The organism is Nonomuraea sp. NPDC005983 (genome assembly GCF_040614375.1).
In the GTDB taxonomy this organism is placed as follows: Bacteria; Actinomycetota; Actinomycetes; order Streptosporangiales; family Streptosporangiaceae; genus Nonomuraea.
In genome coordinates, this window is sequence record NZ_JBEXUP010000078.1 from 14,555 (window position 1) to 30,259 (window position 15,705).

Annotated in this window: 19 protein-coding genes; 11 read left to right on the plus strand and 8 right to left on the minus strand. The window is 71.7% G+C overall.

What is annotated here, in order from left to right:
* The first annotated feature begins 19 nt into the window (after positions 1–19).
* From ABZ297_RS29165 to ABZ297_RS29180, 4 genes are read left to right on the plus strand one after another with little or no spacing between them, the layout of a single operon-like run.
* On the plus strand, positions 20–1,534 hold the full coding sequence (locus ABZ297_RS29165; RefSeq protein ID WP_355352259.1) for a PLP-dependent aminotransferase family protein: 1,515 nt from the start codon (positions 20–22) through the stop codon (positions 1,532–1,534).
* A 54-nt stretch (positions 1,535–1,588) separates the two neighbouring features.
* Positions 1,589–2,527, plus strand: a complete 939-nt coding sequence (locus ABZ297_RS29170) for a Gfo/Idh/MocA family oxidoreductase (RefSeq protein ID WP_355352262.1) — start codon at positions 1,589–1,591, stop codon at positions 2,525–2,527.
* Entirely contained in the window at positions 2,524–3,336 is an 813-nt protein-coding gene (locus ABZ297_RS29175) for a TIM barrel protein (protein WP_355352264.1), read from the plus strand. The genes ABZ297_RS29170 and ABZ297_RS29175 overlap by 4 nt, the downstream gene beginning before the upstream one ends.
* A complete protein-coding gene (locus ABZ297_RS29180; RefSeq protein ID WP_355352267.1) occupies positions 3,329–4,210 on the plus strand; it encodes a deoxyribose-phosphate aldolase in 882 nt (293 codons plus the stop codon). The genes ABZ297_RS29175 and ABZ297_RS29180 overlap by 8 nt, the downstream gene beginning before the upstream one ends.
* 13 nt (positions 4,211–4,223) lie before the next feature.
* Here the strand turns inward: ABZ297_RS29180 and ABZ297_RS29185 are convergent, their stop codons facing one another.
* Positions 4,224–5,387 (minus strand): MFS transporter, encoded by a 1,164-nt coding sequence (locus tag ABZ297_RS29185; protein WP_355352270.1) that lies wholly within the window; start codon positions 5,385–5,387, stop codon positions 4,224–4,226.
* Positions 5,388–5,563: 176 nt separating this feature from the next.
* On the opposite strand from ABZ297_RS29185, the gene ABZ297_RS29190 reads away from it, so the two are divergent.
* On the plus strand, positions 5,564–5,713 hold the full coding sequence (locus ABZ297_RS29190) for a hypothetical protein (protein WP_355352273.1): 150 nt from the start codon (positions 5,564–5,566) through the stop codon (positions 5,711–5,713).
* Between the two features lie 53 nt (positions 5,714–5,766).
* Positions 5,767–6,414 carry a DUF1707 domain-containing protein gene (locus ABZ297_RS29195; protein WP_355352276.1) on the plus strand — a complete coding sequence of 216 codons (648 nt, stop codon included), beginning with the start codon at positions 5,767–5,769 and terminating at the stop codon, positions 6,412–6,414.
* 72 nt (positions 6,415–6,486) lie between these two features.
* Here ABZ297_RS29195 and glpX read toward each other — a convergent pair whose 3' ends face one another.
* Positions 6,487–7,521, minus strand: a complete 1,035-nt coding sequence (gene glpX / locus ABZ297_RS29200) for a class II fructose-bisphosphatase (protein WP_350807499.1) — start codon at positions 7,519–7,521, stop codon at positions 6,487–6,489.
* Between the two features lie 174 nt (positions 7,522–7,695).
* On the opposite strand from glpX, the gene ABZ297_RS29205 reads away from it, so the two are divergent.
* Positions 7,696–8,355 (plus strand): TetR/AcrR family transcriptional regulator, encoded by a 660-nt coding sequence (locus tag ABZ297_RS29205; RefSeq protein WP_355352279.1) that lies wholly within the window; start codon positions 7,696–7,698, stop codon positions 8,353–8,355.
* Positions 8,356–8,366: 11 nt separating this feature from the next.
* Complete coding sequence (locus ABZ297_RS29210) at positions 8,367–8,897, plus strand: DUF4245 domain-containing protein (RefSeq protein ID WP_355352282.1); 531 nt, start codon at positions 8,367–8,369, stop codon at positions 8,895–8,897.
* On the opposite strand, the gene ABZ297_RS29215 is transcribed toward ABZ297_RS29210, so the two are convergent.
* The gene (locus ABZ297_RS29215; protein ID WP_355352285.1) at positions 8,894–9,016 is read right to left on the minus strand and encodes a hypothetical protein; all 123 of its coding nucleotides are present in this window, start codon (positions 9,014–9,016) and stop codon (positions 8,894–8,896) included. The two genes, ABZ297_RS29210 and ABZ297_RS29215, sit on opposite strands and share 4 nt — an antisense overlap.
* A 58-nt stretch (positions 9,017–9,074) precedes the next feature.
* Here ABZ297_RS29215 and ABZ297_RS29220 point away from each other — a divergent pair, with 58 nt between their 5' ends.
* On the plus strand, positions 9,075–9,311 hold the full coding sequence (locus ABZ297_RS29220) for an exodeoxyribonuclease VII small subunit (protein WP_350807496.1): 237 nt from the start codon (positions 9,075–9,077) through the stop codon (positions 9,309–9,311).
* 121 nt (positions 9,312–9,432) lie between these two features.
* Here the strand turns inward: ABZ297_RS29220 and ABZ297_RS29225 are convergent, their stop codons facing one another.
* Positions 9,433–9,849: a nitroreductase family deazaflavin-dependent oxidoreductase gene (locus ABZ297_RS29225; RefSeq protein ID WP_355352288.1), complete on the minus strand. Its 417-nt coding sequence runs from the start codon at positions 9,847–9,849 to the stop codon at positions 9,433–9,435.
* Positions 9,850–9,949: 100 nt separating this feature from the next.
* Here ABZ297_RS29225 and ABZ297_RS29230 point away from each other — a divergent pair, with 100 nt between their 5' ends.
* Complete coding sequence (locus tag ABZ297_RS29230) at positions 9,950–10,585, plus strand: helix-turn-helix domain-containing protein (protein ID WP_355352291.1); 636 nt, start codon at positions 9,950–9,952, stop codon at positions 10,583–10,585.
* Between the two features lie 39 nt (positions 10,586–10,624).
* Here the strand turns inward: ABZ297_RS29230 and xseA are convergent, their stop codons facing one another.
* Positions 10,625–11,842 (minus strand): exodeoxyribonuclease VII large subunit, encoded by a 1,218-nt coding sequence (gene xseA / locus ABZ297_RS29235; protein WP_355352294.1) that lies wholly within the window; start codon positions 11,840–11,842, stop codon positions 10,625–10,627.
* A 26-nt stretch (positions 11,843–11,868) separates the two neighbouring features.
* Positions 11,869–12,822, minus strand: coding sequence for a hypothetical protein (locus tag ABZ297_RS29240; protein ID WP_355352297.1), 954 nt, complete (start codon positions 12,820–12,822; stop codon positions 11,869–11,871).
* Positions 12,823–12,922: 100 nt separating this feature from the next.
* Between ABZ297_RS29240 and ABZ297_RS29245 the strand changes: the two genes are divergently transcribed.
* Positions 12,923–13,891, plus strand: coding sequence for a 4-hydroxy-3-methylbut-2-enyl diphosphate reductase (locus ABZ297_RS29245; protein WP_355352300.1), 969 nt, complete (start codon positions 12,923–12,925; stop codon positions 13,889–13,891).
* Here the strand turns inward: ABZ297_RS29245 and ABZ297_RS29250 are convergent.
* Positions 13,888–14,397, minus strand: a complete 510-nt coding sequence (locus ABZ297_RS29250; RefSeq protein WP_355352303.1) for a DUF6542 domain-containing protein — start codon at positions 14,395–14,397, stop codon at positions 13,888–13,890. The two genes, ABZ297_RS29245 and ABZ297_RS29250, sit on opposite strands and share 4 nt — an antisense overlap.
* A gap of 14 nt (positions 14,398–14,411) precedes the next feature.
* Positions 14,412–15,677 carry a DNA recombination protein RmuC gene (locus tag ABZ297_RS29255; protein ID WP_355352331.1) on the minus strand — a complete coding sequence of 422 codons (1,266 nt, stop codon included), beginning with the start codon at positions 15,675–15,677 and terminating at the stop codon, positions 14,412–14,414.
* Between the last annotated feature and the right edge of the window lie 28 nt (positions 15,678–15,705).

Sequence of the window (15,705 nt, forward strand, 5' to 3'; positions counted from 1 at the left end):
GATATTAAGGGGGGCCAATGTGGGCGACCTCCATGTGCCGATAGACCGGGATCGAGGGGGGATCGCTGGGCAGATCGCGTCCGAACTGCGCGCGGCGATCCGCCTGGGGCGCCTCGAATCCGGCACCCGCCTGCCCGCCAGCCGCGAGCTCGCCGCCGACCTCCAGGTGTCCAGGGGAGTGGTGGTCGAGGCGTACGAGCAGCTCGTGGCGGAGGGCTTCCTGATCTCCCGCGTCGGCCACGGCACCCACGTGGCGCCGGCCGCCGCCCGCGACGTCCCCGCCCCCGAGCCCCTCGCCGAAGCGCCCGCGACGGCGTGCGCGCCCTACTACGGTCACCGGCCCACCTCGCCCGACCTCGGGGGATTCCCGAGAGAGCGGTGGCTGGCCGCGGTGCGCCACGTCCTGGCCACGATGCCGTCGGACGCGTTCGACTACGGCGACCCTGGAGGCGTCGCGGAGCTGCGCGAGGAACTGGCCGGGTACCTGCGGCGGGTCAGGGCCGCGGACGTCCGGGCGGAGAACCTGGTGATCGTCGGAGGGGTGGCGCAGGGGCTGAGCCTGGTGCTGCACGTCCTCGCGCAGCGGGGGCCGCTGCGACTGGCCGTCGAGGACCCGACCAGCCACCGCCAGGTGCCGCTGCTGCGCAGATCCGGCGCCGAGCTGGCGCCGGTGCCCGTCGACGACGAGGGCCTGGACGTGGCCGCGCTCGGCCGCGCCGACGCGGTGCTCGTCACCCCGGCGCACCAGTACCCGACCGGCGTGGTCCTGTCGCCGGCCCGGCGCGCCGCCCTGATGGAGTGGGCCGCGGCCGGCCGGGCCACGATCCTGGAGGACGACTACGACGCCGAGTTCCGCTTCGACCGTGACCCCGTCGGCTGCCTGCAGGGCCTCGCACCCGACAGGGTGGTGCTCTCCGGCAGCGTGAGCAAGGCGCTCGCCCCCGGGCTCAGGCTGGGCTGGGTGGCCGCCCCCGCCGACCTCGCGGACGCCATCCGCCATGCGAGGAGCGAACTGGACCTCGGCTCGCCGGTCATCGAGCAGTACGCGCTCGCCCGCTTCCTGCGTACCGGCGCCTACGACCGGCACCTGCGCCGCATGCGCAGGGAGTACCGCCATCGCCGGGACTCCCTGGTCAGGGCGCTGGCCGAGCACCTGCCCGAGGTGCGGGTCCGCGGCATCGAGGCGGGCCTGCACGCCTACCTGGACCTGCCGGAGGGCTGGGACGAGGGCCAGGTGGTGGCGCACGCCCAGGCGCTCGGCCTGGCCGCGGAGCCGCTCGGCCCGATGCGCTTCACCCCTGGCCCCCCGGCCGTCGTGGTCGGCTTCGCCCGCCTCCCCGCCCACCGGACGACAGAGGCGATCCGAGCCTTGAAGACCAGGATGGCCGCCCCGCGCACTCCCGCGGGCTCCTCCCTCACGGCCCCTCCTCTCGCGATCTCTCCTCCCGCGGTCCTTCCTTCTGCCGGAAGCCTTCTGCCGAAAGACGGAGGCCGTCCGAGGCATAAAGGTCAGAATGTCAGGACAAAATATTGACTGAAGCCAAACGCGTCACTCAGAAAGAGACCCCACCCCCCGTTTGGAGGCGCCATGCGCGTGGGACTGCTGGGCTTGGGCAGGATCGGGGCGTTTCACGCCGCCACCCTGGCCGCACATCCGCTGGTGGACGAGCTGATCGTGTCCGACCCCGTGCGCACCTCGCCGCACGGCCGGCCCGGTGACCCCTTCGACGCGGACGCCGTGATCATCGCCACCCCGACCAGCACGCACGCCGAGCTCCTGACCAAAGCCTGCAAGCTGGGCGTCAAGGTGTTCTGCGAGAAGCCCGTGGCGGGCAGCGTCCGCGAGACCATCGAGGTGCTGGAGGCCGGCGCGGGGAACTTCGTGCAGATCGGGTTCCAGCGCAGGTTCGACGCGGGCTACGTACAGGCGGCCGTCGCCCTGGGCGGCGGCGAACTGGGGGAGCTGCACCGCGTCCACCTGCTCACCGCCGACCCCGCGCCACCGCCCGCCGAGTACATCCCGATGTCCGGCGGCATCTACCGCGACTGCCACATCCACGACTTCGACATCCTGCGCTGGGTGACGGGCCGCGAGGTGGTCTCGGTCTACGCGACGGGCGCCAACCGGGGCGCCGACTTCTTCCGGCAGGCAGGCGACGTCGACACCAGCGCCGCGCTGCTGACGCTCGACGACGGCACCCTCGCCACGCTCCAGGGCTCCCGCTACAACGGCGCGGGCTACGACGTGCGGATGGAGCTGGCCGGCACCAAGGGCACCTGGGCGGTGGGCCTGGGCCCGCGCGCCCCGCTGCACGCCACCGAGGGCCTTCGGCCGACCGGCGAGCCCTGGCCCGACTTCGTCACCCGGTTCGCCGACGCCTACGTCGCCGAGATCGACTCCTTCCTGCGCGCCGACGAGAGCCCCTGCTCCATCGAGGACGCCCTGGCCGCCCTCTACGTCGCCGAGGCCGCCGAACTGTCGCGCCGCGAAGGACGTCTCGTCGAGGTCGCGGAGGTGAGGCGATGAAGCTCGCGGGAGCCCCCATCTCCTGGGGCGTGTGCGAGGTGCCCGGCTGGGGCCACCAGCTCGAACCCGAGCGGGTGCTCTCCGAGATGCGCGCGCTCGGCCTCACCGCGACCGAGCTGGGCCCCGACGGGTTCCTGACGCCCGCGCTCATCGAGCGTCACGGCATGCGGGACGTGGGCGCCTTCGTCCCCGTGGTTCTGCACGAGCCCGGCCACGATCCGCTGCCCGCGCTGCGCGCCGCCTATCCCGGCAGGCTGGTGCTGGCCGCGGCCACCGGACGCGACGGCTACGACGCCCGTCCGGTGCTGGACGCCGAGGGCTGGGCGACGCTGCTCGGCAACCTGGACCGCGTCCACGCCGAACTCGGCCCGAGGGCCTGCCTGCACCCGCACGTCGGCACCATGGTCGAGACTCGCGAGGAGGTCGCGCGGGTGCTCGGCGGCAGCTCGATCCCGCTCTGCCTCGACACCGGCCACCTGCTGATCGGCGGCACCGACCCGGCCGAGCTGGTCAGGTCCGACCCGGGCAGGATCGCGCACGTCCACCTGAAGGACGTCGACGCGCCGCTCGCCCAGCTGGTCGCCCGCGGCGAGCTGACCTACACGCAGGCCGTGCGCGAGGGCGTCTACCGGCCGCTCGGCCAGGGCGACGTGGACGTCGCCGGCATCGTGCGGGGCCTGGACGGCAGCGGATACCAGGGCTGGTACGTCATGGAGCAGGACGTCGTCCTGTCGGGGCCGCAGGACGAGCCGGTGGAGAACGTCCGGCAGAGCCTCGCCTACCTGGACGGGGTGCTGCGGGTTGGCTGACTACCACGAGCTGCGCGAGATCCGGGCGAGGAACCCCGAGCGGGTCGCGGAGGCCGCGGCGGCGCGGCGGCGCAGGCCCCTGCTCGGCGACCGCCAGCTCATGATCATCGCAGCCGACCATCCGGCGCGCGGCGCGCTCGGCGTGGGAGCCAGGCCGCTGGCCATGGGCAGCCGGGTCGAGCTGCTCGACCGGCTCCAGGTGGCGCTCGCCCGTCCCGGCGTGGACGGCCTGCTCGCCACCCCCGACGTGGTCGAGGACCTGTTGCTGCTCGGCGCGCTCGACGACCGGATCGTCATCGGCTCGATGAACCGCGGCGGGCTGCACGGCGCGGTCTTCGCGTTCGACGACCGTTTCACCGCCTACGACACCGCCACGATCTCCAGGATGCGGCTGGACGGCGGCAAGATGCTCTGCCGCATCGCACTCGGCGACCCCGCCACCGCCTCGACCCTGGAGGCGTGCGGCCGGGCGATCACCGAGCTGGCGGGGAACGGGCTGGTCGCGATGGTGGAGCCGTTCTGGTCGCAGCCTTCGGGGCACGACCTGTCGCCCGAAGGGATGATCCGCGTGATCAACGTCGCGCAGGGGCTCGGCGCGACCTCGGCGTACACCTGGCTGAAGATCCCCGTGGTGGCGGACATGGAACGGGTCATGGAGGCCACCACGCTTCCCTCGCTGCTGCTCGGCGGCGATCCCGGCGACACGCCCGACCTGGCCTTCGCCGCCTGGCGCAAGGCGCTGCGGCTGCCGGGTGTGCGCGGTCTGGTGGTGGGCCGCGCGCTCCTCTACCCGCCGGACGACGACGTGGCCGCCGCCGTCGACACCGCCGTCACCATGCTGGGACGGGCCGACGGCGACCCCGCCACGCCCTGACACGCGGGCCGGTTCAGGCGGCCGACGGTTCGGCCGTCTGCTTCGGCTGGAAGCCTCGCGCGAGGACGATGATCACACCTGCCAGCAGGAGCGGCGCGGCGAACGCCACCCGCATGTCGGTGGCGTCCGCGACGCCGCCGACCAGGGCCGCACCCACGATGAAGCCGACGTAGTTGAACAGGTTGACCCGGGCGATCGCCACTCCGGTGCCCGCCGGGTCGAGCCTGCCGGCCGCGGAGAACGACTGCGGCGCGACCACCGACAGGCCGACGCCGGTCAGCCCGAACGCCACGATGGCCAGCGGCTGGTTGGGGGCGAGCACGACGCCGAGGAAGCCGAGCGTGGCGATCGCCCCGCCGACCCTGACGATCGAGGCCGGTCCGTACGTCCTGACGGCGAGGTCGCCGCCGAGCCTGACGGCCAGCGTGGTGGCCTGGTAGGCGGCGTAGGCGAGCGGCACCACCCCGGCGTTGGCCAGGAGGATCTTCTCCATGTAGACGGTGCTGAAGTTGGAGACCGCGGCGTCGCCCACGTACAGGAAGCCCATCGCCAGGCAGAGCGGGATGATCGGCTTCCACGGGAAGTGGCCGGTGGCCGCGACGGCCGTCTCCGCCTTCTCCTCGTCGACGGTGCACAGCTTCGGCCCGGCGTAGAGCGAGCCCGCCCCGGCCAGGACCATCGGCACCGCCATGATCACGCTCAGCGGGAGCGAGGACGCCGCCGACGCCCAGAGCGCCCCGGCCAGGCTGAAGACGCTCCACAGGCAGTGGAAACCGTTCAGCACCGCCCTGCCATAGCGGCGTTCGACCGCGACGCCCTGCATGTTGATGCCCGCGTCTACCGCGCCGACCGCCAGCCCGAACAGCAGCAGGGCGGGCACGAGCAGCGGCACGTTCGGAGCGAGCCCGGCGAGCACCACGGCGACCGCCACGATCGGCTGGGCGACGCGCAGCAGCAGCATGCTGCCGCGCCGCGCCGCGAACGTGCCCGCGGCCACGCTGCCCACCCCGGCGAAGACCGGCACGATCAGCAGCAGCAGTGTGAGCGTGCCCTCGTCGAGGTGGTGCTTGTTCTGGAGGTTCGCGACCTGAGTGAGGAGCGTCGCGAATGACAGGCCCTGGACGGCGTAGACGACGAACGTGGCGCTGCGGGCCTGACGGTCACGCGGGGTCGGCACGGTGGCCTCCTGGTGGGGGGAGTCAAACGTGAGGCGCCGTCAGGTTAGTGCTTCGACACGCCCCTACGCCAGCAGTTGGGGACGCTGAGTGAAGGCCGCGCGACCCGAGCCCGGAGACCCGCTCCAGCGGCGGATCGAGCGCTGCGTACGCGCTCTGGTCAGGGTTCGGCCGGGCGGTGTTCCTGGCCCTGCCCGCCGACCTGGACCTCGCCCTGGCGGTCGACGTGTTCTTCGGGGTCATGTGGTACCGGCTGCTGAACCGCCACGCCGAGGCGGACGACGAACTGTCCGGAGAGATCGCCGGGTTGCTCGGGCGAATCAGGTGATAGAGGTCTCCGGGGAGGAGCGAATTCCCCGGTTGCCGGATATCGTCGAAAGCGTGAATGAGCGCGCGGGATCCTGGTTGCCTCGGTTGCAGGAGGTCGGAGAGCGGCTGGCCGAGGAGTGGGTCTCGGCGCGCCGCCCCAAGCAGAGCGAAGGGCCGCAGCCGCACGAGCTGCGCGCGTCCGACGCCGACAGGGAGCGCATCGCCCAGGTGCTCCAGGACGCGCACGCCGACGGGCGGCTCAACCTGGACGAGCTGGAAGAGCGGCTCGGCGTGGTCTTCTCCGCGCGCACGCTCGGCGATCTGGCCCAGCTGACCGCCGACCTGCTGCCCGCCGACCAGCAACCGCTGAATCTCGACGGGCGGCCCGTGTCGGCGTTCTTCAAGCAGGAGCAGCGCGGCGGGCGCTGGGTGGTGCCCGCGGAGCTGGACGTGACCGCCATGTTCGGCATGACCAAGCTCGACTTCCGCGACGCGATCCTGCAGAACCGGCGCATCGTCATCAACGCCACACTGGTCTTCGGCGGGCTGGAGATCCACGTGCCGGAGGGGCTCGAGGTGATCCGCGTCGCGAAGGGCAACACCGTCCGGCTCACCAAGCAGCCGGCCGAGCCCGACGCGCCCGTGGTGGAGATCCGCACCACGAACTTCGCGGGCGACGTCACGGTCAAGGAGCCCCCGCGCCGCAAGCGCCGCCGCTGAACCACCCCGCTGAGTCACCCCACGGCGAGCCGGCCGGCCCTCTGAGTCGCCCCGCGCTGAGCCGCGGTCGACCTAACCCGCGGTGTCGAAGTTGATCGCGCTGTAGGCGCGCAACTTCCAGAGCTGGTGCTCGCTCTCGACCTTGCGGATCGTGCCCGAACGCCCCCGCATCACCAGCGAGTGCGTCACCGCGACCCCCGCCCGGAAGCGGACGCCCTGCATGAGCTCGCCCTGCGTGATGCCGGTGGCGGCGAAGAACACGTCGTCGGAGCTGACCAGGTCGTTGGTGGTGAGCACCTGGTCCAGGTCGTGCCCGGCGTCCAGCGCCTTGCGCCGCTCGGCGTCGTCGCGCGGCCACAGCTTGCCCTGGATGACGCCGCCGAGGCACTTGAGCGCGCACGCGGCCACGATGCCCTCGGGCGTGCCGCCGATGCCCAGCATCAGGTCGATGCCGGTACCGGCGCGTGCGGCCATGATCGCGCCGGCCACGTCGCCGTCGGGGATGAACTTGATCCGCGCGCCCGTCTCCCTGATCTCCTTCACCAGCCGCTCGTGCCGGGGACGGTCCAGGACGACGACCGTGACGTCCGCCGCCGAGATCCCCTTCGCTCTGGCCACCGCGTTGATGTTCGCGGACACCGGAGCGTTGATGTCCACCACGTCGGCCGCGTCGGCCCCCGTCACCAGCTTCTCCATGTAGAACACCGCGGACGGGTCGTACATCGAGCCGCGCTCGCTCACCGCGATCACCGACACCGCGTCGGGCATGCCGAGCGCGGTCAGCCGGGTGCCGTCGATCGGGTCGACGGCCACGTCGCAGTCGGGCCCGCTGCCGTCGCCGACCTGCTCGCCGTTGAAGAGCATCGGCGCGTGGTCCTTCTCACCCTCGCCGATGACCACCACGCCGTTCATGGAGACCGTGTTGATCAACTGTCGCATCGCGTTCACCGCGGCGCCGTCGGCCCCGTTCTTGTCGCCCCTGCCGACCCAGCGCGCGGCCGCCATCGCGGCCGCCTCGGTGACGCGGACCAGCTCAAGGGCGAGGTTTCGATCAGGGGCGTGCTCGCCCGTGGCCAGGGCTGCGGGTACAGACGTCTGATCGGACATGCGTGAGGCCTCCTCGTGGACAACTGTCTCGATGGTAGTTGTCCCTCTATCCCCGATCAGCGGAGGATAATGTGCCTCCCTTGCCGCACTCCCCTTCCGGCGCGCTGTCACGGGGGTGCCGAACAGGGGGAATCCGCCCCCCGCGCGGCAGGGCGGCGCCATGGAGGAGATCGAATGAGCGAAGAGGAACAGCCGGTGACAGAGCCGGTGACAGAGCCGGTGACAGGGCCGGTGACAGCGCCGCGGACACTGCCGCGCACGTCCGAGCGGGGCGCCGCCACGCGGGCCGCGCTTCTCACCGCCGCCAGGGACGTCTTCGTCTCCAAGGGCTTCGCGGAAGCGGGTGTGACGGACGTCGTGGCCAGGGCCGAGGCCAGCGTCGGCAGCCTTTACCACCACTTCTCCGGCAAGGCCGACCTCTATCTCACGCTGTTCGAGGAGTTCCAGGCCAGGCAGTCGCAGCGCACCAAGCAGGCCGCCCGCCAGGCGCGCGCCGCCGGGGAGAGCGACCCGATGCGGGTCTTCGTCAGCGCCGCCCGCGCCTACCTCGACGGCTGCCTGGAGGAACGCGAACTCGCCGCACTCTTCCTGAGGGGCGACGGCCCGCCCGGCTTCGAGGTCGTCATGCGCGACAGGCTCCGCACGTGGGCCCAGCGCAACGCCGCCCTCTTCGAAGAGGACGAGAGCGCGCTCGTCGTCGTCCTCACCGGCGCCCTCGCGGCGGCGGTCTCGGAGGTGACGCTCTCGGGCGACCGCGGCCTGGCCGAGGACGTCCTCGCCATCATCGGCCGGATCCGGCCCTCCGCTTCGGCAGGCGATGCCACCAGCCGGTAACCTCGCCAGGTGTGCGACGGTTCACCCAAGGTTTCTACGGCTACGCGGTAGCCCTGTTCGTCTGCCTGGCGGCGGCGGCGCTCTTCCTGCTGGTCACCCCGCAGAGCCGCGAGGAGCACATCCCCAGGCTCGACTACTCCATCACCGTCGCCAACTTCGGCCACGCTGTGCCGTACCAGGTCTGGGCCCCCGCCAAGGACCCGGCCGGCTGGGTGCCCAACAGTAACAAGATCGCCAAGGGCCAGAACGGCGCCCAGGCCCTCTACCTGGGGTACGCCACCGCCAAGAGGCAGCACGCCATGTTCGTGCAGAGCGACGAGAAGCCGCCGGCCGGGTTCGCCAGCCGGATGGCCAACTCCGACAAGGCGGTGGGCACCGAGCAGGTCAACGGCCAGCCGTGGGAGCGGCGCTTCCGCGAGGACAAGAACCAGCGCACGCTGGTCCGCACCCTGCCCGACGTCACCCTCGTGGTCACGGGCACCGCCGACTGGCCGGAACTGGCCGAGCTCGCCGCCTCCCTGCAGCAGCGTCCCAAGGGCTAGCGAGCGCCGGGCTTCCAGCTCAGGCCGGGGTAGTGCGTGGTGAACCCGAACGCGTGGTAGAGCGGCTCCCCGTCGGAGGTGGCGTGCAGGTCTGCGGCGGTCGCGGCGCGGACGGGCATGGGGCTCCTCGGCGGGCCAGGGGAGTGACTGTCGGTTTCTGACTCTAGGGTGGTGTTCGTGGCAGACGACAAGGCACCCTCATACGAGCAGGCCCGCGAGGAGCTGACCGAGGTGGTGCGCCGGCTGGAGACGGGCGGCCTCACCCTGGAGCAGTCGATCGAGCTGTGGGAGCGCGGCGAGAAGCTGGCCGCGATCTGCGAGGAGTGGCTGCAGGGCGCCAGGGTGAAGCTCGCCGCCGCGATGGCCCGCCGTTCCGAGCCGACCAACGGCGAAGCCGACGGCGCCCCGTTCTAGCCGCCCCGTTCTGGCCGCTCCGTTCTGGCCGCTCCGTCCGGGTGCTCCGTCTGGCCGCTCGGTACGGCCGCTCCGTCCGGGTCGTGGTTCCGTCTGATCGGCGGCTGGGGCTGATCAGCGGTCAGGCGGTCGTGCGGTGCAGGGCCGCGATCGGGATCCTGCGGGTGGTGCCGGCCTGGTAGTCGGCGAAGCCCGGTGCGATCGAGACCACGTGCGCGAAGAGCCTGTCACGCTCCTCGCCCTCGACGAACAGCTCGGCCTTGGCCGTGAACGACTCCGTGCCGATCTCGACGGTGAGCGCGGGGTTGGCCCGCAGGTTGTGGTACCAGGCGGGGTGGTGGTCCTGGCCTCCGTTGGAGGCGACGACGTAGATGTTGCCGCCGTCCTGGAAGTACATCACCGGCGAGGTGGTCTGCTTGCCGCTCTTGGCGCCGGTGGTCGTGAGCAGAGCCAGAGCGGCGCCCTCGAAGGGCCCGCCGACCACGCCCCCGTTCGCGCGGAACTCCTCGATCACCTGCTTGTTGAAATCGTCGGACATCCTCGGCTCCTTCCTTGGCTCCGTCAAACCGGAGGTCTCTCCGGTTAACAAGCGGAGCCTAACCGGAGATTCCTCCGGTTACAACGGCTATGCTCATCGCGTGTGCGGACGTCACCTCCTCCCTCTCCTCGGGCAGTCACAGCCGGAACGGGCCGACGCCGCGCGCAACAGGCAGAAGATCATCGAGGTCGCGTTCCGGATGATCGCCGAACGGGGGGCCGACCAGCTCTCCCTGGACGAGGTGGCCCGCGCGGCCTGCGTCGGCGTCGGCACGGTCTACCGGCGCTTCGGCGACAGGGCCGGCCTGGTGTGGGCGCTGATCGACGAGCGGGAGCAGCGGTTCCAGGCGTCCTTCCTGAGCGGGCCGCCGCCCGTGGGGCCCGGCGCGCCGCCCGCCGACCGGATCAGGGCGTTCCTGCGCGGGCTGGTCGATCGCATCGTGGACCAGCACGACCTGTTCCTGCTGATGGAGAAGGGCTCGCCCGAGGCCAGGTTCACCGGCCCCTACCGCGTCTATCACACCCACCTGGCCGCCCTGCTGGCGCAGGCGCGCCCGGAGACCGACCGCCACTACCTGGCCGACGCGCTGCTCGCCGCCGCCAACGCCCACCTGGTACGCCACCAGCGCGAGGAGCGCGGCATGACGGTCGAGGCGATCAAGGACGGGCTCTCCGAACTGTCAGACGCCGTCACGCGCCCGGCACCATCCGCCCGCGGCCACGCGGCTTCAGGCTGACCCGGCGGTCAGCCAGGGCGCTCCTGGCCGAGCCGGCCGTCATCCGGACGTTTCCGGCTCCTCCGTACGCACCGTCAGCCGGTCGTCGGTGAGGCGGACGGTGAGGACGGTGCCGGGGGAGACGTCCTTGGCCAGCCGGACCACCTCGCCCGACGGATACTGCACGATCGCGTACCCCCGCTCCAGCGTGGCCGCCGGGGAGAGCGCCACCAGCCGGGCACGCAGGTGCGACAGGGAGTCTTCAGCGCGGTCGAGCGAGCCCGCCAGGCAGCGCCTGGCCCGGTCGCGCAGCGCCTCCGCCTGCTCGGCCCGCCGCTCCAGCTCACGCACCGGATCGGCCAGCGACGGACGGGACCGGACGGACGTCAGCCACGACGTCTCCCGGTCGAGCCAGCCGCCCAGCACCCTGCGCCCCCGGTCGCGCAGCTGCCGCACCAGCGAGAGCTGCTCCCCGACATCGGGGACGACCTTCTTCGCGGCGTCGGTGGGCGTGGACGCGCGGACGTCGGCCACCAGGTCGAGCAGCGGGCTGTCCTGCTCGTGCCCGATCGCGCTCACCACCGGGGTACGGCACGCGGCCACCGCACGCACCAGCGTCTCGTCGGAGAACGGCAGCAGATCCTCCAGCGACCCGCCGCCCCTGGCGATGACGATCACGTCTACGGAGGAGTCGGCGTCGAGCCGGCCCAGCGCCTCGCTGACCTCGCCCACCGCGTACGGGCCCTGGACGGCCACCTCCTCCACCTTGAATCGCACCGCGGGCCAGCGCCGCCTGGCGTTCTCCAGCACGTCGCGCTCGGCTGCGGAGTCGCGACCGCAGATCAGGCCCACCGTGCCGGGCAGGAACGGCAGCCGCCGCTTCCTGTCGGTGTTGAACAGGCCCTCGGCGGCCAGCAACTGGCGCAGCCGCTCCAGCCGGGCCAGCAGCTCGCCCACGCCGATGGGACGGATCTCCAGAGCGGTGAAGGCGAACGAGCCCTTGTTGACCCAGAAGTCGGGCTTGACGTGCATCACGACCCTGGCGCCGTCGGACGGGCGCGGCACGGTCGCCTCGTAGACGCCGCGCGGTGCGGTGACCCTGGCCGACACGTTGGCCACCGGGTCGCGCAGCGTCAGGAACACCGTTCCGCCACGGGCGCTCAGGTCGGTGATCTGACCCTCGACCCAGACCGTGCCGAGCTTGCCGATCCACCCGCCCACCATCTGCAGGACCGTGCGGATCGGCAGCGGAGACTCGGGTGAGGTCTTCGAGGTCATGGCGGAAGACTACGGTGCGCGGCCGACTATTCGGCTGCCTGGAGCTTGGCCAGGCGGTTCTCGAACATCCGGATGACCTCGGCCCGCGCGGTCGTGGCCTGCTCGTACGCCAGGAGCTCGCCGATCTGCTCGGCGGTCTTGCCGCGCATCCTGGCTCGCAGCGACGCGACGGTCATGCCGGAGTAACCGGGCAGCGGCTCCGCCGGCTCGCCCGCCTTGCCGGGCGCGGCGTCGACGACCTCGGCGGCGGCCTTCGGAGCCGCCTTCGGCTTCGCGGCACGCGCCTTCGGCTTCGCCTCGGCGGCGGGTGCCGCCTCGGCAGTCGGCTCCGCCGCAGCGGCGGCCTTCTTGGTGGTAGGCCGGGCCGCAGGTGCGGGAGCCGCCTCAGCAGGAGCGGCCTCGGGGGCGACCGTGGGCTCGGCGGCGGCCTCAGGAGCGGCGACGCCGACCGGCTCGGCGGCAGCGGCGGGCTCGGGCTCGGCGGCCTCGGCGGCGGGCTTGGAGGCGACCACGGGCTCAGCGGCGACCTCAGGGGCGACCACGGGCTCAGGGGCGACCTCAGGGGCGGCGGGCTTGGACGCGGCAGGCTCGGCGGCCTCGGGCTTGGCCGGGGCGAAGATGACCAGGTCCGGCTTGGTCTTGGAGGTGCCGTTCTGCTCGGCCGCGCTGGGACTCTGCTCGCCCTTGCCGGGACGCGGCGCGAAGATGACCGGCTCCTTGCGGGCGGGCTTGGCCTCCTCCGCCGGCGGCGTGGCCAACTGCTCGACGGCGGGGCGGGAGTCGTGCTCCTCCTCCTGCTCCTCCTTGCCGCCCAATCCCTTGATCGAGTTCTTCACCCGGTCCACGAGCAGCAGCGCCTGCCCTGCGGCGCTGAGCGTGGTCTGGACGACGACGAGAGGAAAGTCCTTGATCTTCGTCTTCAACTCGTCCTTGTCGGTGACGGTCTTGGTGATGTTGCGTATCACGTCGCTGAGGGACATGACGACTCCCTGGGAGGTCAGTATTGGACGGCCAGTCTGGCAAACCGCGGCTAACCATGCACGCGCGGCCTTGTTGGTCGCTCCACGTAGCATAAGAAGTATGGAGCCCAAGACCCCCACTACCCGCAGAGTCCTCGTAGCCAAGCCGCGCGGCTACTGCGCCGGAGTCGACCGCGCCGTCGTCGCGGTCGAGAAGGCTCTCGAGCAGTATGGTGCGCCGATCTACGTGCGCAAGCAGATCGTGCACAACACCCACGTGGTCCGTACGCTCGAAGCCAAGGGCGCCATCTTCGTCGAGGAGACGGAGGACGTGCCCGAGGGGGCGATCGTGGTGTTCTCCGCCCATGGCGTCTCGCCCACCGTGCACGCCGAGGCCGAACAGCGCCGGCTGCGCACCATCGACGCGACGTGCCCGCTGGTCACCAAGGTGCACAACGAGGCGAAGCGGTTCGCCGGCCAGGACTACGACATCCTGCTCATCGGGCACGAGGGCCACGAGGAGGTCGAGGGCACCTCGGGTGAGGCCCCCGAGCACATTCAGCTGGTCGACGGCCTCGACTCGGTCGAGAGCGTCCAGGTGCGCAACCCCGACAAGCTGGTCTGGCTGTCGCAGACCACGCTGTCGGTCGACGAGACCACCGAGACGGTCGCCAAGCTCAAGGAGCGCTTCCCCACCCTGATCGACCCGCCGAGCGACGACATCTGCTACGCCACCCAGAACCGCCAGGTGGCGGTCAAGGAGATCGCGGCGCAGTCGCAGCTCGTCATCGTGGTCGGCTCCGAGAACTCGTCCAACTCCAAGCGCCTGGTCGAGGTGGCCAAGGACCACGGCGCGGCGGCGTCCTACCTGGTCGACAACGCCTCGTTCATCCGCGACGAGTGGCTCGAAGGGGTCACCACGGTCGGCGTCACCAGCGGCGCGTCCGTGCCGGAAGAGCTGGTCGACGAGGTGCTCGCCCGGCTGGCGCAGCACGGTTTCGACGACGTCGAGCAGGTCGAGTCGGTGCACGAGAGCATGCGGTTCGCGCTGCCGCACGAGCTGCGCAAGGACCTCCGGGGCGTCTCCTAGTCGTCGGCGCGCGGCGTGCCGTACACCTTGGGCTCGAAGTAGCCCTCGGGCTCAGGCGCGTAGAGCTGGCGCGTACGTGGCACGTCCGCGCCGGCCCGCAGCTCCTCGCGCAGGTCGCGGACGTTGTCGCGCAGGCCGCGCCGCCAGGCCACGGCGAGTACGATCGCCGAGCCCGCGAACAGCCACGGCGCGCCGCGCGACAGCGAGCTGTAGAGCCCGAGCGCGAGCGACTGCACGACCGACACCGAGCCGAGCGCCCGGCCCAGCTCCACGAAGAGCGTGGCCGCGAAGAACACCAGCGGCGGGGTCACCACCATCGACAGCAGCTCGCGCGGGTTGACCAGCAGCACGCCCAGCAGGCTCGCGAGCACGAACGCCAGGCCGATCAGGATCGGCAGGTTCACCAGTGCCGCCACGATGTAGCCCGCCAGGGTGGCGACCAGGGCGAGCGCGATGGCGCCGCGAGCGGTCAGCTTGACAGCCGAACGCCTGCCTTTCTCAGTCACTGGCCCCGCCCCCCTTACTGCGCCCCGTTGGCCAACTTACCGTTCACCTGAGAAATGAGAGACGGAGTTTCGAGCAGTTCGGGCGAGGCGAGCGGTCTGGGCAGGCCCTCCAGCATGGCGGGCGCGTCGAGGTCGCCGTCGACTACGCCCAGATCGTGCAGTTTGCGGGCACTGACCAGGACGCGGCTCTCGAGCGACCCCACCGTCTTGTTGTACGCCTCCACCGCCCGGGTCAGCGACCTGCCGAGGGAGTCGACGTTCCGTCCCAGCGAGGAGAGCCGCTCGTACAGCTCCTTGCCCAGCTCGAACACCGCCCGCGCGTTCTCGCTGAGCGCGGCCTGCTGCCAGGCGTAGTGCGCGGTGCGCAGCATCGTGATCAGCGTGGTGGGGGTGGCGATGTGGACGCGCCGCGTCATCCCGTACTCCAGCAGCCCCGGGTCGCGCTCCAGCGCCGGAGCGAGGAACGCCTCCCCGGGGATGAACAGCACCACGAACTCGGGCGACGGGTTGAACCCCTGCCAGTACGCCTTGGCGGCCAGCCGGTCGATGTGCTCGCGCACGTGCCTGGCGTGCGCGTCGAGCCGCACCGTGGCCAGCGACTCGTCGGACGTCTCCGCCGCCTCCAGGTAGGCCGCCAGCGACACCTTGGAGTCGACCACGATGTTCTTGCCGCCCGCCAGCCGCACCACCATGTCGGGACGCATCGCGCCCTCGGTCACCTGCTCGTCGAAGTCGCAGTACCGCTGCATCCCGGCGATCTCGGCGACCCTGCGCAGTTGGAGCTCGCCCCACCGCCCGCGCGCCTCCGGCCGTTGCAGCGCGCGCACCAGCGCGGTGGTCTGCGAACGCAGCTCCTGGTTGCTCTGCCGGACGAACTCCATCTGCTTGGCCAGCTCGGCGCGGGCCGCGCGCTGGCCGGACTCGGTGTCGCGGAGCTGCGTCTCCACCCGCGCCAGCGCCTCGCGCAGCGGCTCCACCAGGTGCTCGACGGCCTGCCTGCGCTGGTCGAGATCGCCCGCCGCCTCCGCGCGGCTGGCCGCGAGCCTGGTCTCGGCCAGTTCCAGGAAGCGGATGTTGTTGACGTCCAGTGCCCGCGTGGACAGCGCCTGGAAGCGCTCGGCGAGCTGCTCCTCGACGTACACCAGCTTGTCGGCGGACGCCTTGGCCCGCGCTTCCGCCTCGGCGACCCGCACCGCCGCGCGGGTCCTGGCGAGCATGAAACCGATGGCCAGCCCGGCGGCGAGCCCGATGAGAAGCGCGACGACATCCACTCCATCGATGATGGCAGCAACCGTGCGTGCGGATCTT

Excerpts from the sequence above, each read along its gene's own strand:
- ABZ297_RS29170 (WP_355352262.1), top strand. The coding sequence starts at position 1,589 with ATGCGCGTGGGACTGCTGGGCTTGGGCAGGATCGGGGCGTTTCACGCC.
- ABZ297_RS29175 (WP_355352264.1), top strand. The coding sequence starts at position 2,524 with ATGAAGCTCGCGGGAGCCCCCATCTCCTGGGGCGTGTGCGAGGTGCCC.
- glpX (WP_350807499.1), bottom strand. The coding sequence starts at position 7,521 with ATGTCCGATCAGACGTCTGTACCCGCAGCCCTGGCCACGGGCGAGCAC.
- ABZ297_RS29205 (WP_355352279.1), top strand. The coding sequence starts at position 7,696 with ATGAGCGAAGAGGAACAGCCGGTGACAGAGCCGGTGACAGAGCCGGTG.
- ABZ297_RS29215 (WP_355352285.1), bottom strand. The coding sequence starts at position 9,016 with ATGCCCGTCCGCGCCGCGACCGCCGCAGACCTGCACGCCACCTCCGAC.
- ABZ297_RS29225 (WP_355352288.1), bottom strand. The coding sequence starts at position 9,849 with ATGTCCGACGATTTCAACAAGCAGGTGATCGAGGAGTTCCGCGCGAAC.
- xseA (WP_355352294.1), bottom strand. The coding sequence starts at position 11,842 with ATGACCTCGAAGACCTCACCCGAGTCTCCGCTGCCGATCCGCACGGTC.
- ABZ297_RS29240 (WP_355352297.1), bottom strand. The coding sequence starts at position 12,822 with ATGTCCCTCAGCGACGTGATACGCAACATCACCAAGACCGTCACCGAC.
- ABZ297_RS29245 (WP_355352300.1), top strand. The coding sequence starts at position 12,923 with ATGGAGCCCAAGACCCCCACTACCCGCAGAGTCCTCGTAGCCAAGCCG.